Raw genomic sequence first — 14,724 nt, 5'->3', positions numbered from 1 at the left:
ATCCCGTCGGGTTCATGCCCTCGTACTTCACGAAGACCTTCGCACCGGTCCTGCGAGACAGCGCCGGCGCTTCGATGAGCGGCGTGCCGCCCTCACCGAGCGTGATGATCGGCGTCGCCTCCGAGACGTCCAACCGGTCGGCGTACTCGCGGATGACCCCGCGCCACTGATGCGATACACGCGTCACCACAGACATGAGGTCCTCACTCGCCTTCGATACGCAGCACTCCGGCGACCGCAGCGACCTCGAGCGCATCGCCCAGGGCCGTCACGACGGCCGCCAGCGCCGCTTCGGGCGCTCGGTGCGTGCCGATCACCAGGGTAGCGGTGCCGCCGACACCGGCCCGCGTCTGCTGCGCGGTCTCGATCGAGACGCCGCGCTCGGCCACGATCCCCGCCAGGCGCGCGAGCACGCCCGGCTCGTCCCGCACGGTCAACGAGATCTGATACTGGCTCGTGACCAGCCCGGGATCGAGGACCGGGAGCCCGGAGGAGGGCGGCGCGGCGAGCCCCGGCCCGCCGATCACGTGCCTCCTGGCCGCGGACACGAGGTCGCCGAGCACCGCGGAGGAGGTCTCGGGGCCTCCTGCGCCGGCGCCGTAGAACATGAGGGAGCCCGCGAACTCGGCCTCGACGAACACCGCGTTGTTCGCGCCGCGGACGGAGGCCAGCGGATGACGGCGCGGCAGGAGCGCCGGATGCACGCGGGCGCTCACGCCGACCGTGCCGTCGGCGGCGGTGACGCGCTCGCAGATCGCGAGGAGCTTCACCACGTGGCCGGTCTCCCGGCCGGCGCGGATCTGGTCGGGCGTGATCCGCTCGATGCCCTCGACCGAGACGGACTCGAGGGGCACGTGCGTGTGGAACGCGAGCCCGGCGAGGAGCGCGGCCTTCTGGGCCGCGTCCGCGCCGCTCACGTCACCGGTCGGGTCGGCCTCCGCGTAGCCGCGGCGGGACGCCTCGGCGAGCGCCTCCTCGAACGTGTCGTCGTGCTCGTCCATCCGGTCGAGGATGAAGTTCGTCGTGCCGTTCACGATGCCGAGGATCCGCTTGACGTCGTCACCCGCGAGGCTGTCGCGGAGCGGCCGGATGATCGGGATCGCGCCGCCGACGGCGGCCTCGTAGTTCAGCTGGGCGCCGACCCGCTCGGCGGCGGAGAACAGCTCGGCGCCGTGCGTGGCGAGCAGCGCCTTGTTGCCGGTGACCACGTCGGCGCCGCTCTCCAGCGCCATCAGCACGAGCTCGCGGGCGCGCTCGACGCCGCCGATCAGCTCGACGACGATGTGCGCGCCGAGCACGAGGCTCTCCGCGTCCGTCGTCAGCAGCTCCTTCGGCAGCGCCGGGTGGCGGGGCGCCTGCAGGTCCCGCACCGCGATGCCGGCGAGCACGAGCGGGGCGCCGACCCGGGCCTCCAGGTCGGCGGCTCGCGTCAGCAGCTGGTTGGCGACCTCCGCGCCGACGGTGCCGGCGCCGAGCACGGCGACGCGGATGGGCAGCACACCAGGGGTCATCGGGCGCCCTCCTGGGCGAGGCCCGCGTCGCGGGCGAACAGGTCGGTCAGGGTCTCGCGGGTGATGAGCACCCGCTCGGCGCCGTCGGCGACCGCGACCACCGGCGGGCGGGTGACGAGGTTGTAGTTGCTGGCGAGGCTGTGGTGGTACGCCCCGGTGGCCGGCACGGCGAGCAGGTCGCCGCGGCCGGCGTCGGCGGGCAGCAGGTCCGCCTGGACGACGACGTCGCCCGACTCGCAGTGCTTGCCGACGACACGGACCAGCACGGGCTCGGCCGCGGAGACCCGGTTCGCGAGCCGGACCTCGTAGTCCGCGCCGTAGAGCGCGGTGCGGGCGTTGTCGCTCATGCCGCCGTCGACGGACACGTAGCGGCGCACCGCGGGGCCGTCGTCGGTCTGCAGCTCGACGTCCTTGACCGTGCCCGCCGTGTAGACGGTGACGCCGGCAGGTCCGATGATCCAGCGGCCGGGCTCGATCGCGAGGGCGGGGACGGCGATGCCCAGATCGGCGCAGGTCGAGACGACGGTGCCGACGATGCCGACCGCGAGCTGGTCGATCGAGGCCCCCTCCTGGTCGGCGGTGTACGCGATCCCGAAGCCGCCGCCGAGGTTCAGCTCGGGCACGTCTCCCCCGGCGAGCAGCGCGCGATGGACGGTGAGCAGCCGCCTGGCCGCCTCCGCGAACCCGCCGATGCCGGCGATCTGGGAGCCGATGTGGCTGTGCAGGCCGAGGAGGCGCAGCTCGGGCCGCTCGCGGATGGCGGCGACGACGCCCGGCACCTGGGTCAGCGCGACGCCGAACTTCTGGTCCTCGCGCGCTGTGGCCAGGTACTCGTGGGTGGAGGCGTGCACGCCGCTGTTCACCCGGAGCCGGACGGCCTGCACCGCATCGGCCCGGCGGGCGGCGTCGGCGACCCTGCCGACCTCCTCCGCGGAGTCGAGCACGATCGAGCCGACGCCGGCCTCGACCGCGGTGGACAGCTCGTCGTCGGACTTGTCGTTGCCGTGCATGCCGAGCGTCGCGGCGGGTACGCCGGCAGCGAGCGCGAGGGCGAGCTCGCCGCCGGTCGCGACGTCGATGCGGAGGCCCTCGTCCCGCATCCAGCGTGCGACGTCGGCGGAGAGGAACGCCTTCGCGGCGTAGTAGACGTGCACCGTCGCCGGTGCGGCAGCGCTGCGGAACGCGGAGACGACGCGGCGGGCACGGGCACGCGCGTCCTGTTCGTCGAGGACGTAGAGCGGCGTGCCGTGCCGCTCGACCAGGTCGGCCAACGAGACCCCGCCGATCTCGATGCCCCCGGTGGCGCCGTCGCGGCGCGCGCTCGACGGCCACACGTGGGCGGGCAGCGCCTGCGGGTCGCCTGCTGCGGCGAGTCGCGCGGGAGCGAGCGGGTTCGGGGTTGGCACAGCGATGGCTCTCGTCGGTGACGCTTGTCGGTCGATCGATGTCGGGCGAGCGGACCCGGCGTGGTCCCTGAAGCCTCCGGGATCCTACCGAACGCCCCGCACCCCCTCCGCGGCCGCGTTCCCGCGCGGACTTGCCACTGGACGCCCTCCCCGGCGCGCAAAAAGGGCATCGAGTGGCAAGTCCGCGCTGCCGGAGGGTCGCGTCAGCCGCAGGTGCCGGTGCGCGCCGAGTCGAGGGTCTCGAGGTTCAGGTTCCTCGCCGAGAGTCGGACGACGGCCTCGCCCGGCTTCACCCGCACCCCGGTGACGGCGACGCCGCGCGGCAGGTAGGTCGCCGCGCAGACCGAGACGCCGTCCGGGATCAGCTGCTGCACGATCGTCGTCGCCGGGATCGTTGCCGGGCCGGCCGTCAGCGTCGCGGAGGTGGGCTGGAGGTGCACGGTCTGGCCGGTCAGCGAGGGCTTCAGCGCGACGGCGATCTTCAGCGTGAACCCCAGCACCGTGCGCGAGAGCGTCGTCGAGACCGAGTCCGTGCCGAGCTGCGGCGCCGTCGCGCCGACGTTCCGCAGCGCCGGCACGTTCTCGAACGCCGCCTGCCCGATGGTGAAGGTCGCGTTCGCGGTCTTCACCGCCCCGCCGTTCACGGGCAGGCCGGTGATGTCCACGACGGCGTTCGCGGGCGCGCCGGCGACCTGCAGCCCTCTCGAGTGGAGCCGCACGTCGTCGAACGAGCCGTGCAGCCACTGCACCAGCGCGGATCCCCCGCCGATGGAGGCGTCGACCGTGCCGGTGACTCCGGCGGGCAGGCTCTGGGAGACGCTCTGCTCGATCTGGGTCTCCGCGTTCGCGCGGAAGATCCGGTCGCCGACCACGAACGCCACGACGCCGAGGATCGCCAGCACGATCAGCACGACCGGGACGATCAGCAGCGCCCGCCGCCCGCGCTTCCGGCGCCGAACCGCTGCCTGCACCGGGATCGGCACCGTCGGCGGGTCGCGCCGCTCGCCGATGACGGGACGCGATGCGTCGGTCACATGCGCTCCGGCGCGGACACCCCGAGCAGTCCGAGGCCGTTGCGCAGCACCTGCGCGACCGCGTCGTTCAGCACGAGGCGCGTGCGGTGCACGGCCTCCGTCGGCTCGCCGGCGATCGGGATCACGCGGCAGCTGTCGTACCAGCGGTGGTAGGCGCCGGCGAGCTGCTCGAGGTACCTGGCGACCCGGTGGGGCTCGCGGAGCGTCGCCGCCCGCTCGACGATCCGCGGGTACTGCTCGAGCTCGCCGAGCAGCGCCGACTCGGTCGGGTGCGTGAGCAGGGCGGGATCGAACGCGTCGACATGGTCCACCTCGCGCGTCACATCCGCCTCCTCCGCCTTCCGGGCCACCGAGCGCGTCCGGGCATGGGCGTACTGCACGTAGTAGACGGGGTTGTCGTTCGTGCGGCGCTTCAGCTGCTCGCCGTCGAGATCGAGGGGGGTGTCGGCCGGATACCGGGAGAGCCAGTAGCGCAGGGAGTCCGCACCGAGCCACTCGAGCAGGTCGACGAGCTCCACGATGTTGCCCGCACGCTTCGACAGCCGGGCGCCGTTCACCTTGACCGTCTGACCGATCAGGACGGACACCGTGTCCGGGTCGTCGCCCGCCGCGCCGGCGAGTGCCTTCAGGCGGCCGATGTACCCGTGATGGTCCGCGCCGAGCAGGTAGACCTTCTCGTCGTACCCACGATCCCGCTTGTCGAGGTAGTAGGCGGCGTCGGCGGCGAAGTAGGTGGTCTCGCCGGTGCTCCGGACCAGGACGCGGTCCTTGTCGTCGCCGAACTCGCTCGTCCGCAGCCAGAGCGCGCCCTCGGATTCGAAGACGCGTCCCTGGGCGCGGAGGCGCTCGACCGCCACCTCGATCATCGAGGGGCCGTCGCTGTCGTCGTGCAGGGTGCGTTCGCTGAACCACACGTCGAAGTGGACGTTGAAGTCGTCGAGGGACCGCTGGATCTCCTCCAGCTGCCGCTTGTAGCCGAAGTCCTTCGCCAGCGCGAGCGCGGCCTCGTCCTGGAGGCTCAGGACGTCGGGGGCCTCGGCGAGCAGCGCTGCCGCGAGATCGGCGATGTACTGCCCCGGGTAACCGCCCTCGGGCGTCGGAAGACCCTTCGCTGCAGCGAGCACGCTCTCGCCGAAATGGTCCATCTGACTGCCCGCGTCGTTGATGTAGTACTCGTCGACGACGGTGGCTCCCGAGGCGCGGAGCACACGCGAGATCGCATCACCGAGCGCTGCCCAGCGGGTGTGCGCAAGGTGCAGCGGCCCGGTCGGGTTCGCCGACACGAACTCCATGTTCACCGAGCGACCGGCGAGGGAGGTGCCGCGGCCGTACGCGTCCCCCTCCGCGACGATGCGGGCGGCGAGCGCGCCGGCACTGGCCGCCTCGAGGGTGATGTTGATGAAACCCGGACCCGCGACGGTGACGCCCGCGACTCCCGGCAGCCCGCCGAGGTCGGTCGCCAGCTCCCGCGCGAGGTCCCGCGGCGCGACCCCGATGCGCTTCGCGACGCGCATGGCGACGGTGCTGGCCCAGTCGCCGTGCTCGCGGGAGCGGGGACGCTCCAGAACGACATCGACGTCGGTCAGGGACAGGTCGGCACCGCGACGAGCGGCGGCCGACCGCACGAGTTCGCCGACGGCGACCTGGAGCTCGGCCGGATTCATGGTGGTTCAGCCTACCGGCGGCCGACACGCCGGTTCCGCCGCGCCGACGCGGCGCCACGGTCACGGGGAGCCGCGTTGCTACGGTACGGCTGCCACCCAGACGGGGGTACGAGCGACGGGGAGTACCCATGCCGATCATTCGACGCGCGGCTGCACTCGTCACCGCGATGCTGGCGCTCGGCACGCTCGTGGGCTGCACCTCCAATCCCGTCGCCGAGCGGGCGTCGGCGGCCGCTCCGACCGCTGCCGCCTCGACACCCGTGCCGACCCCGACCACGCCTCCGCCGACCCAGGTGGCCGCGGATGCGACGCCGGTGTCCATCAGGTGCCACGCGCTCGTGCCCACCGCCGTCGCACGTGCCCTCGATCCCGGCCTGCGCACCGTCAAGGGCTGGACGCCGGCCGCCGGGACCCCCTCCGCGCGGCTCTCGGATCTGAGCGGCACCACCTGCGACTGGACGACCAGCGCGGGCGACCTGCTCGAGGTGTCGGTGGCGAAGCCGTCCCGAGCGGACTCGACCTCGTTGAAGAACGACCTCGTCGTGCGCAGCCAGTCCGTGCCGACCTTCGGCGGTGAGGCGTACTTCCAGATCGTCGACCACGTCGGCCAGGCGGACGTGTTCCGCGGTCGCACCTGGCTGCTCGTGCGCTCGAACCGCTTCTTCGAGCCCGGCGACGCCTCCACGATCGTGGCGTCGGCGCTCGACGCGCTCGGCTACGGGCCGAAGACGACTCCCACGCCGACGGCGACCGCGGCGCCCGTTCCGAGCGGCACCCCCACGACCGCCGTCGCCGGCTGAGGCACTCGGAGGACGCTCACCCCAGTCGGACCAGCTCCGTGACGTCGTCGAACGGCAGCACGTCGACCGTCGCGGTCACCTGCAGGGTCAGGAGGCCGACGGAGCCGCCGATGGTCGTGAGGAACGCGGTGTCGGCCGCGTCACGGCCGGTGGCGATCCGCAGGAGCGACGACCTCGGCGCGAGCGTGGTCGCGTCGACGACGTGCCAGGCGCCCTCGACCCACGCCTCCGCGACCGCGTGGAAGTCCATCGGGTCGAGCCCCGGGGCGTACACGGCGACGAGCCGCGCCGGCACGTCGAGCGCCCGCAGCAGCGCCACGACGAGGTGCGCGTAGTCGCGGCAGACGCCCTGGCGGGCCAGGAGGGTCTCGGTCGCGCCGTCGGTCGGCTTGCTGGAGCCGGGGATGTAGCGCAGCTGCGCGCCCACCCAGGAGGACACGGAGTCGAGCAGCTCCTTCCCGTGCAGCCCCGAGAACTCGGCGTACGCGGTCGGCAGCAGCTGGTCGGACTCGCAGTAGCGGCTGGGTCGGCGGTAGGCGATCAGGTCGAGGTCGTCGACGGGGGCGGGGGACGCCTGGCCCTCGACTGTCGCGTCATAGCGGATCGAGACCCGGCCGACGTCCGCATGCGCCAGGTGGAGGCGGGTGCCCGTCGCCTCGGTCAGCTCCTCCAGCTCGAGGGGCACGCCGTCCAGGGTGACGGCGAGCTGCTCGTCCACGCCGAGGCCGGGCAGCGGCGTGACCGTCACGGCCATCACGAGGTCGGAGGCGGAGGTCACGTCGAGCTCCATGGCGGCGGAGACGATGCGGCGCATCTGTGAACCCTGACATGTCGCCGGGCGCGGGCATACTGCGTGCTCTCGGAGGCTTGGAACCCGCATGGCAGTTCAGGACATCCACACGATCGGTCTCATCGGCGCAGGGCACATCGGCGGGCAGCTCGCGCGCCTCGGCGTGCAGCACGGCTACCGGGTCGTCATCAGCAACTCCCGCGGACCCGAGACGCTCGCCGGCCTCGTCGCCGAGCTGGGCGAGCACGCGACGGCAGCGACCGCGGCGGAGGCGGCGGCCGCCGGCGACGTCGTGGTCGTCACCATCCCGCTGAAGAACATCGACGCCGTACCGGTCGCTCCCCTCGAGGGGAAGATCGTGATCGACACGAACAACTACTACCCGCAGCGCGACGGTAGGATCGCGAGCCTGGACGCCGCGGAGTCGACCACGGCCGGCCTGCTGCAGGCGCACCTCCCCGCCTCCAAGGTCGTCAAGGCGTTCAACCACATCGCCTCCGGCGACCTGACGACCAAGAACGCGCCGACCGGGACCGCAGGGCGGCGCGCCCTGGCGGTGTACGGCGACGACGTCGACGCACGCGCGACGGTGGCGGCGATGATCGACGAGTTCGGCTTCGACACGGTCGACGGCGGCCCGCTCGAGGACAGCTGGCGCATCGAGCGCGACCAGCCCGGTTACGTCCAGCCCGACGACAAGGCGGGCCTGACGGAGCACCTGACGAAGGCGAAGCGCTCCATCAACGCCTGACGACCCCTCGCGCGGTACCCCCACCATCGCGCGGTAGGCAGACCTACCGCGCGATGGTGACGAACACCGCGCGTCGTTGCGGAGGCGGGACGCGACGCGCGGGCTGATAGCCTGTGGACTCCACTGGCCCCCATAGCTCAGGGGATAGAGCACTGCCCTCCGGAGGCAGGGGCGCAAGTTCGAATCTTGCTGGGGGCGCGCCCCGATTGAGGCCCGTGACCAGGGTGTGAACCTGGTGGCGGGCCTCCACCCTTCTCAAGGGGATCCGTAGCCTCCGGGCGCTCGCTGCTATTGCTCTACGCGCGATCGTCGAGGCTGGCGGGTCCCTATCCGGCTAGCCAGATGGGGGCGCCGTCGCACCACGACGGTGGAACGTCGGATCGTCGGCCGACGCACGCGCCGTCGTGGATCACCATCGCCCTGCGTTGCACCTCAGTGAAGTACCGGCCGATACCCGTGGTACTGGTGACCATGGTCTTTTCCGTTACCGGAATGCGCGTCACCCGTGTGCCGCGGATCGGAAAACGGCCGTGCCGTCTTCACGGATCCGGGGATTCGGGGCGCTCGCGGTGCTGTGTTCACGGATCCGGGGATTCGGGGCGCTCACGGTGCCGAATCCCCGGATTGGCGAACAGGAACCAGCGGAGGGGTGCGGCGGGCGGGCGGGCCATGGGCGACTGGCCGCGCCTTCTCCCGCGCTGTGCCCAGTTCTGGAGGTACCGTCCCCCAACTTCACAAACGGAGGTCGAAGATGACGGTGAACGACTCGATCGTTGAGCGGGCAGAGCGCGTTGAGCACACCCTGAAGTCGGTGGGAGACCCGACGGCGCGGGCCGCCGTAGGAGGGCCCTGTCCGGACTGCGGTGCGCGCGTCGAGACCGTCCTCGTGTCCGACACGACATCCGTGAACTGCGACGCGTGCGGGACGGAGTTCCGCATCGCTGCGTAGCGGTGCGCGTAAAGAACGCGTAGGGATCCTGCCGACGCGCGCCAGGATCCCGTAGAGATGTCGGATGGGTCCGGCGCCGCGCGATAGACCGATGGGATGTCCATCGTTCCCCGGCGGCGAGCCAGTGCGGTGCCGGTCGTCGCGACCAAGCAGCGGGCGGAGGCCTCGCGACTCGTCCGGCGGGTGCTCCACCGGATCCTCGAGGGCCGGCATCCGTGGGGCGAGTTCGAGGTGTGGCCGAGTCGCTACGGCTCCACGAGCTTCTGCCTCGTCGTCTATCCGCCCGGCGCCGTGCGCAGCGAGCGGCTCCGCTTCCGCGCGATGCGCGCCTGGCCGCCCCTCGGGATGCTGCTGGGGCTCGTGGCGATGGCGGTCGCGAGCCAGTCCATGCCTGTGGTGGTCGCGCTCGTCATCGGAGGCGCGGTGTACGGCGGCGGCGCGCTCGCTCTGGCGCGTCTCGCCGGTCCAAGGCGTCGGCAGATCCGGACGCTGCGGACCTCCCGGAGCACCGACGGCAGCTCCGCGCTCGATTGGGGACCGCAGCAGATGATGGAGGACCTCGCGGCCCTCCTGCTCGCGGCGGAGCACGAGCACCGTTCCGGCCGGATCGACGCCGTCGAGTTCGAGCTCGCGTGGGGCGAGGTCTGGCATCGGATCGGTGCCCGACGCTCTCGACAGGACTCACGCCGTCGAGAGGACTGACTCCTTCGACAGGGCTGACGCCTTCGACGAGACTGAGGACGAGGGAGGCAGTCATGGATGAGGCTTCGACTCCCTCCACGCGGTGGGCGGCCGGTGATACCGGGCTGCCCGACCAGCGGACGGTGCCTGACGCGTGTGCGATACCGACCCGCCACTCCGGCCCGCTGCGCCGGTGGGCGCTGCAGGGCGCCGATCGGGCGGGCAGTCACCAGGGCCCGCACGGGCGGGCGGAGCAGACGCACTCGTGGATCCGAGTGATGTGCCTCACGGGCGTCGACTACTTCTCGACGCTCGGCTACCAGCCGGCGATCGCGGCCCTCGCCGCCGGGTTCGTGTCGCCGATCGCCACCCTGGTGCTGATCGCGTTGACGCTGTTCGGCGCGCTGCCCGTGTACCGCAGGGTCGCGAACGAGAGCTTCAAGGGCGAGGGCTCGATCGCCATGCTCGAGCGGCTGCTGCCGTGGTGGAGCGGCAAGCTCTTCGTGCTGGCGCTGCTCGGCTTCGCCGTGACCGACTTCATCATCACCATCACCCTGTCGGCGGCCGATGCGGCGTCGCACGCGGTCGAGAACCCGCTGATGCCCTCCTTCCTGCACGGCGCGCAGCTGCCGCTGACGCTGCTGCTGGTCGTGCTGCTCGGCGGCGTCTTCCTCCGCGGTTTCCGCGAAGCGATCGGCATCGCCGTCGTGCTCGTCGCCGCGTACCTCGCCCTGAACGTGGTCGTCATCGTCGCCGCGTTCGTGCACGTCTTCGAGCAGCCCGAGCTGTTCAGCGACTGGGGCAGCGCGCTGCTGCGGCAGAACGGCGGGAACCCGCTGCTGGTGGTCGGGGTCGCGCTGCTCGTCTTCCCGAAGCTCGCGCTCGGGCTCTCCGGCTTCGAGACCGGCGTGACGGTGATCCCGCAGATCACCGGATCGGCGTCCGACGGCGACGGGAAGCCGGAGGGTCGCATCCGCGGCGCGAAACGGCTGCTCACCACCGCCGCGATCACGATGAGCGTGTTCCTGATCACCTCGAGCCTCGTCACGACGCTGCTCATCCCGCAGCGGGAGTTCCAGCCGGGCGGGGCGGCGAACGGGCGAGCGCTGGCCTACCTCGCGCACGAGTACCTCGGCCCGGTCGTCGGCACCGCCTACGACCTGTCGACCATCGCGATCCTCTGGTTCGCCGGCGCCTCGGCGATGGCCGGACTGCTCAACATCGTGCCGCGCTACCTCCCCCGCTACGGGATGGCTCCCACCTGGGCCCGCGCGGTCCGCCCGCTCGTGATCGTCTTCACCGTCATCGCGATCGGCATCACGATCGCGTTCGATGCGAACGTCGACGCCCAGGGCGGGGCGTACGCCACCGGCGTGCTCGTGCTGATCACCTCGGCGTCCGTCGCGGTGACGCTCTCGGCCCGCCGGCATCGTCAGCCGAAGCGCACCGTCGGTTTCGCGGCGATCTCCCTGGTGTTCGCGTACACGACCGTGACGAACGTCATCGAGCGGCCGGACGGCCTGCGGATCGGCGCGCTCTTCATCCTCGGAATCCTGCTGGTGTCGTTCGTCTCCCGCCTCCGCCGCTCGTTCGAGGTCCGCGCCACGAGCGTGGTCTTCGACGAGACGGCGCTCGGGTTCCTGCAGGAGGCGGAGGAGTTCGGCGAGATCCATCTCGTCGCCAACGAGCCGGGGAGCGGGAACGAGCAGGAGTACCGGAAGAAGGCGAAGGCCGAGCGGCACGACAGCCACATCCCCGGACGGGTCTCGATCATCTTCCTCGAGGTGCTGGGGTCCGACTCGTCGGACTTCGAGGAGGACCTCGTCGTCCGCGGCGTCGTCGCGCACGGATTCCGGATCCTGAAGGTCAGAAGCGGCAACGTGCCGAACACGATCGCGACCGTCCTGCTGCAGATCCGCAACATCACCGGGATCGTCCCCGAGATCTACTTCGAGTGGACGGAGGGCAACCCGATCTCGAACATGGTCCGGTTCCTCGTCGCCGGTGAGGGCGAGGTGGCGCCCGTCACCCGAGAGGTCCTGCGGGAGACCGAACCCGACGTGCACCGCCGGCCGATGGTGCACGTCAGCTGAGCAGAAGGGTCGCAGGGCCGCCTCGTGCGCCCTCGACACTCATTGTTCGGTCAGCGGATTCCGACAGGATCGCACGCCGACCCCTTTCGACGAGAGGACCTCCATGTCACGACGCAACACCGTCATCCGCAGCATGCACGACGTCGGCCTCGCCGCCTGGTTCGGCGGCAGCCTCATGGGTGCCATCGGCCTGAACGGTGCCGCTGCGAAGGCGGACGATCCGGAGGAGCGCCTGCGGATCTCCTCCGTCGGGTGGGCCCGGTGGACCCCGGTGCAGCTCACCGCGATCGCCGTGCACGGTGTCGGTGCGCTCGGACTCGTCCTGTCCAACCGGGGACGGCTGGTCGGGCAGAGCGGAGCGAAGTCGAATTCGCTGCTCAAGACCGTCTTCACCCTGGGTGCGGGAGCGGCGAGCGTCGTCGGTGGACTCGCGGGCGGGGCGATCGCGAAGCACGCCGCCGAGGGTGCTCCCGGCGTCACCGAGCCCGGTGCGGACACCTCCGGCACGCTCGCGACCGCGCAGCGCGTCGAGAAGCTCACGCAGTGGGCGATCCCGCTGCTGACCGGCGTGCTGCTCGTGCTCGGCGCCCAGCAGGGTGAGCAGCAGCGCCCCATCGCCGGTTGGCTCCAGGACGCAAGCGCGCGTGCGAAGAAGGTCGTCGGGCTGTAGTCCGGGATCGCGGTCGCGGCACACTGGGGCCATGCCCGCGCCACGACTGATGCTGCTCGACACGGCAGCGCTGTACTTCCGCGCTTTCCACGGCGTGCCGGAGACGATCACGGCACCGGATGGCAGCCCCATCAACGCGGTGCGCGGGCTGCTCGACATCATCGCCCGGCTCGTCGGCGAGTTCGCACCGACCGAGCTCGTCGCATGCTGGGACGACGCCTGGCGGCCGAGCTGGCGGGTCGCGCTGATCCCCTCCTACAAGGCGCACCGGCTCGCCGAGCCGGGTGACGCCGAGGCTGCAGACGCGAAACCGGGCGATCGCGAGATCGTGCCGGAGGCGCTGACCCCGCAGATCGCGGTCATCCGGGAGGTGCTGACCGCGCTCGGCATCGCGATCGTGGGGGCGGAGGACCACGAGGCGGACGATGTCATCGGCTCGCTCGCCGCGACGGCGACAATCCCGGTCGATGTGGTCACCAGCGACCGCGACCTGTTCCAGGTCGTCGACGACGCCCGCGGCGTGAGGGTCGTCTCGACGGCGAAGGGCATGCGGGACCTCGAGATCGTCACCGACGAGGTCGTCCGCACGAAGTACGGCGTGAGCGCAGCGCAGTACGCCGACTTCGCGACGCTGCGAGGCGACCCCTCCGACGGCCTGCCGGGGATCGCCGGCATCGGCGGGAAGACCGCGGCGTCGCTGCTCGCGCGCTTCGGCGACCTGGACGGCGTGCTCGCGGCGGCTCGGACGTCGGGCAGCGGGCTCTCCGCCGGTCAGGCCGCGAAGCTGCGCGACGGCGAGGACTACGCGCGACGGGCGATCAAGGCCGTGGAGGTCGTGCGCGACCTGCCCTTGCCCGAGGTGGACAGGGCCGTGTCCATCACTGACCGGCAGCGCAGAGCGGGAGCAGCGCTCGCCGAGCGGTGGGGCATCGGCAGCTCGATGCACCGCGTGATCGCGGCCCTTGCACACGAGGGCTGAGCGCGGACAGCCGCTGCCACGTCCGTTCCGGCAGAGCCGGCGCGCCATGCCGATGCTCGCCCGCTCTTCCGGCAGGGCCGGTCGACCATCGATCGCTCCACTCGGCCGACGCAGTCCTGAGGTCGAGCGCCGCATCCCCTCCCGCCGGCGCCTGCACGCGCGCGCGAGCTCACCTACTGCGCCGCGTGGTCATCCCGATCCGGCGGGGCGACCCGTCATGCGCGGTCGTGGATGGTGATCCGGTAGCCGTCGGGGTCCGCGAACGTGAAGGTGCGGCCGAACGGGCCGTCGATCGGCGCGGCGACGATCGGCCTGCCGTCCGCGACCAGCGCGTCGTGGATCGCCTGCGCGTCGGGAGCGTGCAGCCAGACGGCGACACCGATCCCGGGCTGATCGACCGCGTCCAGCTCGACGCCGGGCGCGGGCTCGCGGACGGCGAACGCGATCGGCGAGGTCGCGAACACGATCGCGTGCGGAGGCCCGCCCTGCGCGCGGACGAGGCCGAGGTACTGCTCGTAGAACGCGGCCGACGCCTCCGTGTCGCGCACCTGCAGGGAGATGAAGTCGGGTCCGGTGACGGCCATGTGCTGCTCCTTCGGTTCATGTCAGCTTTCTGACACATGCGATCCTATGTCAGACTTCTGACATGGAGCGCGCACACGATGGGGTCGACCTCGAGACCTCGATCGGCTACCTCTTGAAGGAGGCGTCGAGCGCACTGCGCGTCGCGATGGAGGCGGTCCTCCGCCCCCTCGGCATGACCATCACCCACTACTCGTGCCTCGAGCTGCTGGGGCAGCGTCCGGGGCTGTCGAACTCCGAGCTGGCCAGAGGCGCGTTCGTCTCGCGGCAGTCGATGAACGTGCTGCTGCAGGCGCTCGAGCGGGACGGCCTCGTCACCCGGCCCGACGAGGCACCGGTGGGCAAGGTGCTGCCGACCCGGCTGACCCCCGCGGGCCGCAGGGCCCTCGGGACGGCGACGGTCGCGGTGCGATCGGTGGAGGAGCGCATGCTCGCCGGGATGAGCACCGAGGATCGAGCCGCAGCGCGCCGGCTCCTTTCGACCCTTGCCGACGCATTGGGATAGCGCTACCGGGCTAGTACATGTGTACTATTGTATGGGTTATCAAGTTGGTATAGAGTCAGACGCATGTTCGATGCGCAGGATGCGGGGTGGGATCCGGGCGGGCCGCCCTGGGACCTGGAGGAGGAGCCGCCGCGCACCCCGTTGCCTGAGGTGCCCGAGTGGCTGCTGTCATCGCCGTGGGTGCCGGACGAGGACGACGGGTGGCATGTCGGGGAAGCGTTGGCGATGTTGGACCCGGCGGAGCGGTTCGAGCTCGAGTACGGGCGGCCCGCGACGCCGGAGCAGTTGCGGCTGATCGGGGACACGTCG

The 14,724-nt window shown here is 71.7% G+C and carries 14 protein-coding genes, 1 tRNA gene and 1 pseudogene; 9 read left to right on the top strand and 7 right to left on the bottom strand.

Annotated features, from left to right (window positions below; translation table 11 throughout):
• The 5 genes and pseudogenes from ACFE67_RS09425 to argS form a co-directional block, all read right to left on the bottom strand.
• Positions 1-187, bottom strand: a pseudogene (locus ACFE67_RS09425) (threonine synthase); the annotation flags it as partial.
• Between the two features lie 16 nt (positions 188-203).
• The gene (locus tag ACFE67_RS09420) at positions 204-1,511 is read right to left on the bottom strand and encodes a homoserine dehydrogenase (protein ID WP_375406617.1); all 1,308 of its coding nucleotides are present in this window, start codon (positions 1,509-1,511) and stop codon (positions 204-206) included.
• Positions 1,508-2,923, bottom strand: a complete 1,416-nt coding sequence (gene lysA, locus ACFE67_RS09415; protein ID WP_375406619.1) for a diaminopimelate decarboxylase — start codon at positions 2,921-2,923, stop codon at positions 1,508-1,510. The genes ACFE67_RS09420 and lysA overlap by 4 nt, the downstream gene beginning before the upstream one ends.
• 197 nt (positions 2,924-3,120) lie before the next feature.
• A complete protein-coding gene (locus ACFE67_RS09410; RefSeq protein ID WP_375406616.1) occupies positions 3,121-3,951 on the bottom strand; it encodes a DUF2993 domain-containing protein in 831 nt (276 codons plus the stop codon).
• A complete protein-coding gene (gene argS, locus ACFE67_RS09405) occupies positions 3,948-5,615 on the bottom strand; it encodes an arginine--tRNA ligase (RefSeq protein WP_375406615.1) in 1,668 nt (555 codons plus the stop codon). The genes ACFE67_RS09410 and argS overlap by 4 nt, the downstream gene beginning before the upstream one ends.
• A gap of 128 nt (positions 5,616-5,743) precedes the next feature.
• Between argS and ACFE67_RS09400 the strand changes: the two genes are divergently transcribed.
• Positions 5,744-6,415 (top strand): hypothetical protein, encoded by a 672-nt coding sequence (locus ACFE67_RS09400; RefSeq protein WP_375406614.1) that lies wholly within the window; start codon positions 5,744-5,746, stop codon positions 6,413-6,415.
• Positions 6,416-6,431: 16 nt separating this feature from the next.
• On the opposite strand, the gene ACFE67_RS09395 is transcribed toward ACFE67_RS09400, so the two are convergent.
• Entirely contained in the window at positions 6,432-7,229 is a 798-nt protein-coding gene (locus ACFE67_RS09395; RefSeq protein WP_375406613.1) for a transglutaminase family protein, read from the bottom strand.
• Positions 7,230-7,308: 79 nt separating this feature from the next.
• Here ACFE67_RS09395 and ACFE67_RS09390 point away from each other — a divergent pair, with 79 nt between their 5' ends.
• From ACFE67_RS09390 to ACFE67_RS09365, 6 genes are all read left to right on the top strand, one after another.
• Positions 7,309-7,956, top strand: a complete 648-nt coding sequence (locus ACFE67_RS09390) for an NADPH-dependent F420 reductase (protein ID WP_375406618.1) — start codon at positions 7,309-7,311, stop codon at positions 7,954-7,956.
• A gap of 126 nt (positions 7,957-8,082) precedes the next feature.
• A tRNA-Arg gene (locus ACFE67_RS09385) sits at positions 8,083-8,154 on the top strand.
• Between the two features lie 847 nt (positions 8,155-9,001).
• On the top strand, positions 9,002-9,607 hold the full coding sequence (locus ACFE67_RS09380) for a DUF6611 family protein (protein ID WP_375406612.1): 606 nt from the start codon (positions 9,002-9,004) through the stop codon (positions 9,605-9,607).
• Positions 9,608-9,660: 53 nt separating this feature from the next.
• Positions 9,661-11,679: an amino acid transporter gene (locus tag ACFE67_RS09375; protein WP_375406611.1), complete on the top strand. Its 2,019-nt coding sequence runs from the start codon at positions 9,661-9,663 to the stop codon at positions 11,677-11,679.
• A 103-nt stretch (positions 11,680-11,782) separates the two neighbouring features.
• Positions 11,783-12,349, top strand: a complete 567-nt coding sequence (locus ACFE67_RS09370) for a hypothetical protein (protein ID WP_375406610.1) — start codon at positions 11,783-11,785, stop codon at positions 12,347-12,349.
• 31 nt (positions 12,350-12,380) lie between these two features.
• A complete protein-coding gene (locus tag ACFE67_RS09365; RefSeq protein ID WP_375406609.1) occupies positions 12,381-13,328 on the top strand; it encodes a 5'-3' exonuclease H3TH domain-containing protein in 948 nt (315 codons plus the stop codon).
• 215 nt (positions 13,329-13,543) lie between these two features.
• Here ACFE67_RS09365 and ACFE67_RS09360 read toward each other — a convergent pair whose 3' ends face one another.
• Positions 13,544-13,912 carry a VOC family protein gene (locus ACFE67_RS09360; protein ID WP_375406608.1) on the bottom strand — a complete coding sequence of 123 codons (369 nt, stop codon included), beginning with the start codon at positions 13,910-13,912 and terminating at the stop codon, positions 13,544-13,546.
• 62 nt (positions 13,913-13,974) lie between these two features.
• On the opposite strand from ACFE67_RS09360, the gene ACFE67_RS09355 reads away from it, so the two are divergent.
• Complete coding sequence (locus ACFE67_RS09355) at positions 13,975-14,415, top strand: MarR family winged helix-turn-helix transcriptional regulator (protein WP_375406607.1); 441 nt, start codon at positions 13,975-13,977, stop codon at positions 14,413-14,415.
• A gap of 63 nt (positions 14,416-14,478) precedes the next feature.
• A partial coding sequence (locus tag ACFE67_RS09350; protein ID WP_375406606.1) for a hypothetical protein occupies positions 14,479-14,724 on the top strand: 246 nt, incomplete at its 3' end.

The organism is uncultured Amnibacterium sp., from assembly GCF_964244015.1.
Lineage (GTDB): Bacteria > Actinomycetota > Actinomycetes > Actinomycetales > Microbacteriaceae > Amnibacterium.
The sequence above is the reverse complement of the archived record's forward strand: the minus strand, read 5'-3'. Positions and strand labels throughout refer to the sequence as shown.

What these genes read in the sequence shown, in the direction of transcription:
- ACFE67_RS09420 (WP_375406617.1), bottom strand. Translation starts at nt 1,511, where the DNA reads ATGACCCCTGGTGTGCTGCCCATCCGCGTCGCCGTGCTCGGCGCCGGC.
- argS (WP_375406615.1), bottom strand. Translation starts at nt 5,615, where the DNA reads ATGAATCCGGCCGAGCTCCAGGTCGCCGTCGGCGAACTCGTGCGGTCG.
- ACFE67_RS09400 (WP_375406614.1), top strand. Translation starts at nt 5,744, where the DNA reads ATGCCGATCATTCGACGCGCGGCTGCACTCGTCACCGCGATGCTGGCG.
- ACFE67_RS09395 (WP_375406613.1), bottom strand. Translation starts at nt 7,229, where the DNA reads ATGCGCCGCATCGTCTCCGCCGCCATGGAGCTCGACGTGACCTCCGCC.
- ACFE67_RS09380 (WP_375406612.1), top strand. Translation starts at nt 9,002, where the DNA reads ATGTCCATCGTTCCCCGGCGGCGAGCCAGTGCGGTGCCGGTCGTCGCG.
- ACFE67_RS09375 (WP_375406611.1), top strand. Translation starts at nt 9,661, where the DNA reads ATGGATGAGGCTTCGACTCCCTCCACGCGGTGGGCGGCCGGTGATACC.
- ACFE67_RS09370 (WP_375406610.1), top strand. Translation starts at nt 11,783, where the DNA reads ATGTCACGACGCAACACCGTCATCCGCAGCATGCACGACGTCGGCCTC.
- ACFE67_RS09365 (WP_375406609.1), top strand. Translation starts at nt 12,381, where the DNA reads ATGCCCGCGCCACGACTGATGCTGCTCGACACGGCAGCGCTGTACTTC.
- ACFE67_RS09360 (WP_375406608.1), bottom strand. Translation starts at nt 13,912, where the DNA reads ATGGCCGTCACCGGACCCGACTTCATCTCCCTGCAGGTGCGCGACACG.
- ACFE67_RS09355 (WP_375406607.1), top strand. Translation starts at nt 13,975, where the DNA reads ATGGAGCGCGCACACGATGGGGTCGACCTCGAGACCTCGATCGGCTAC.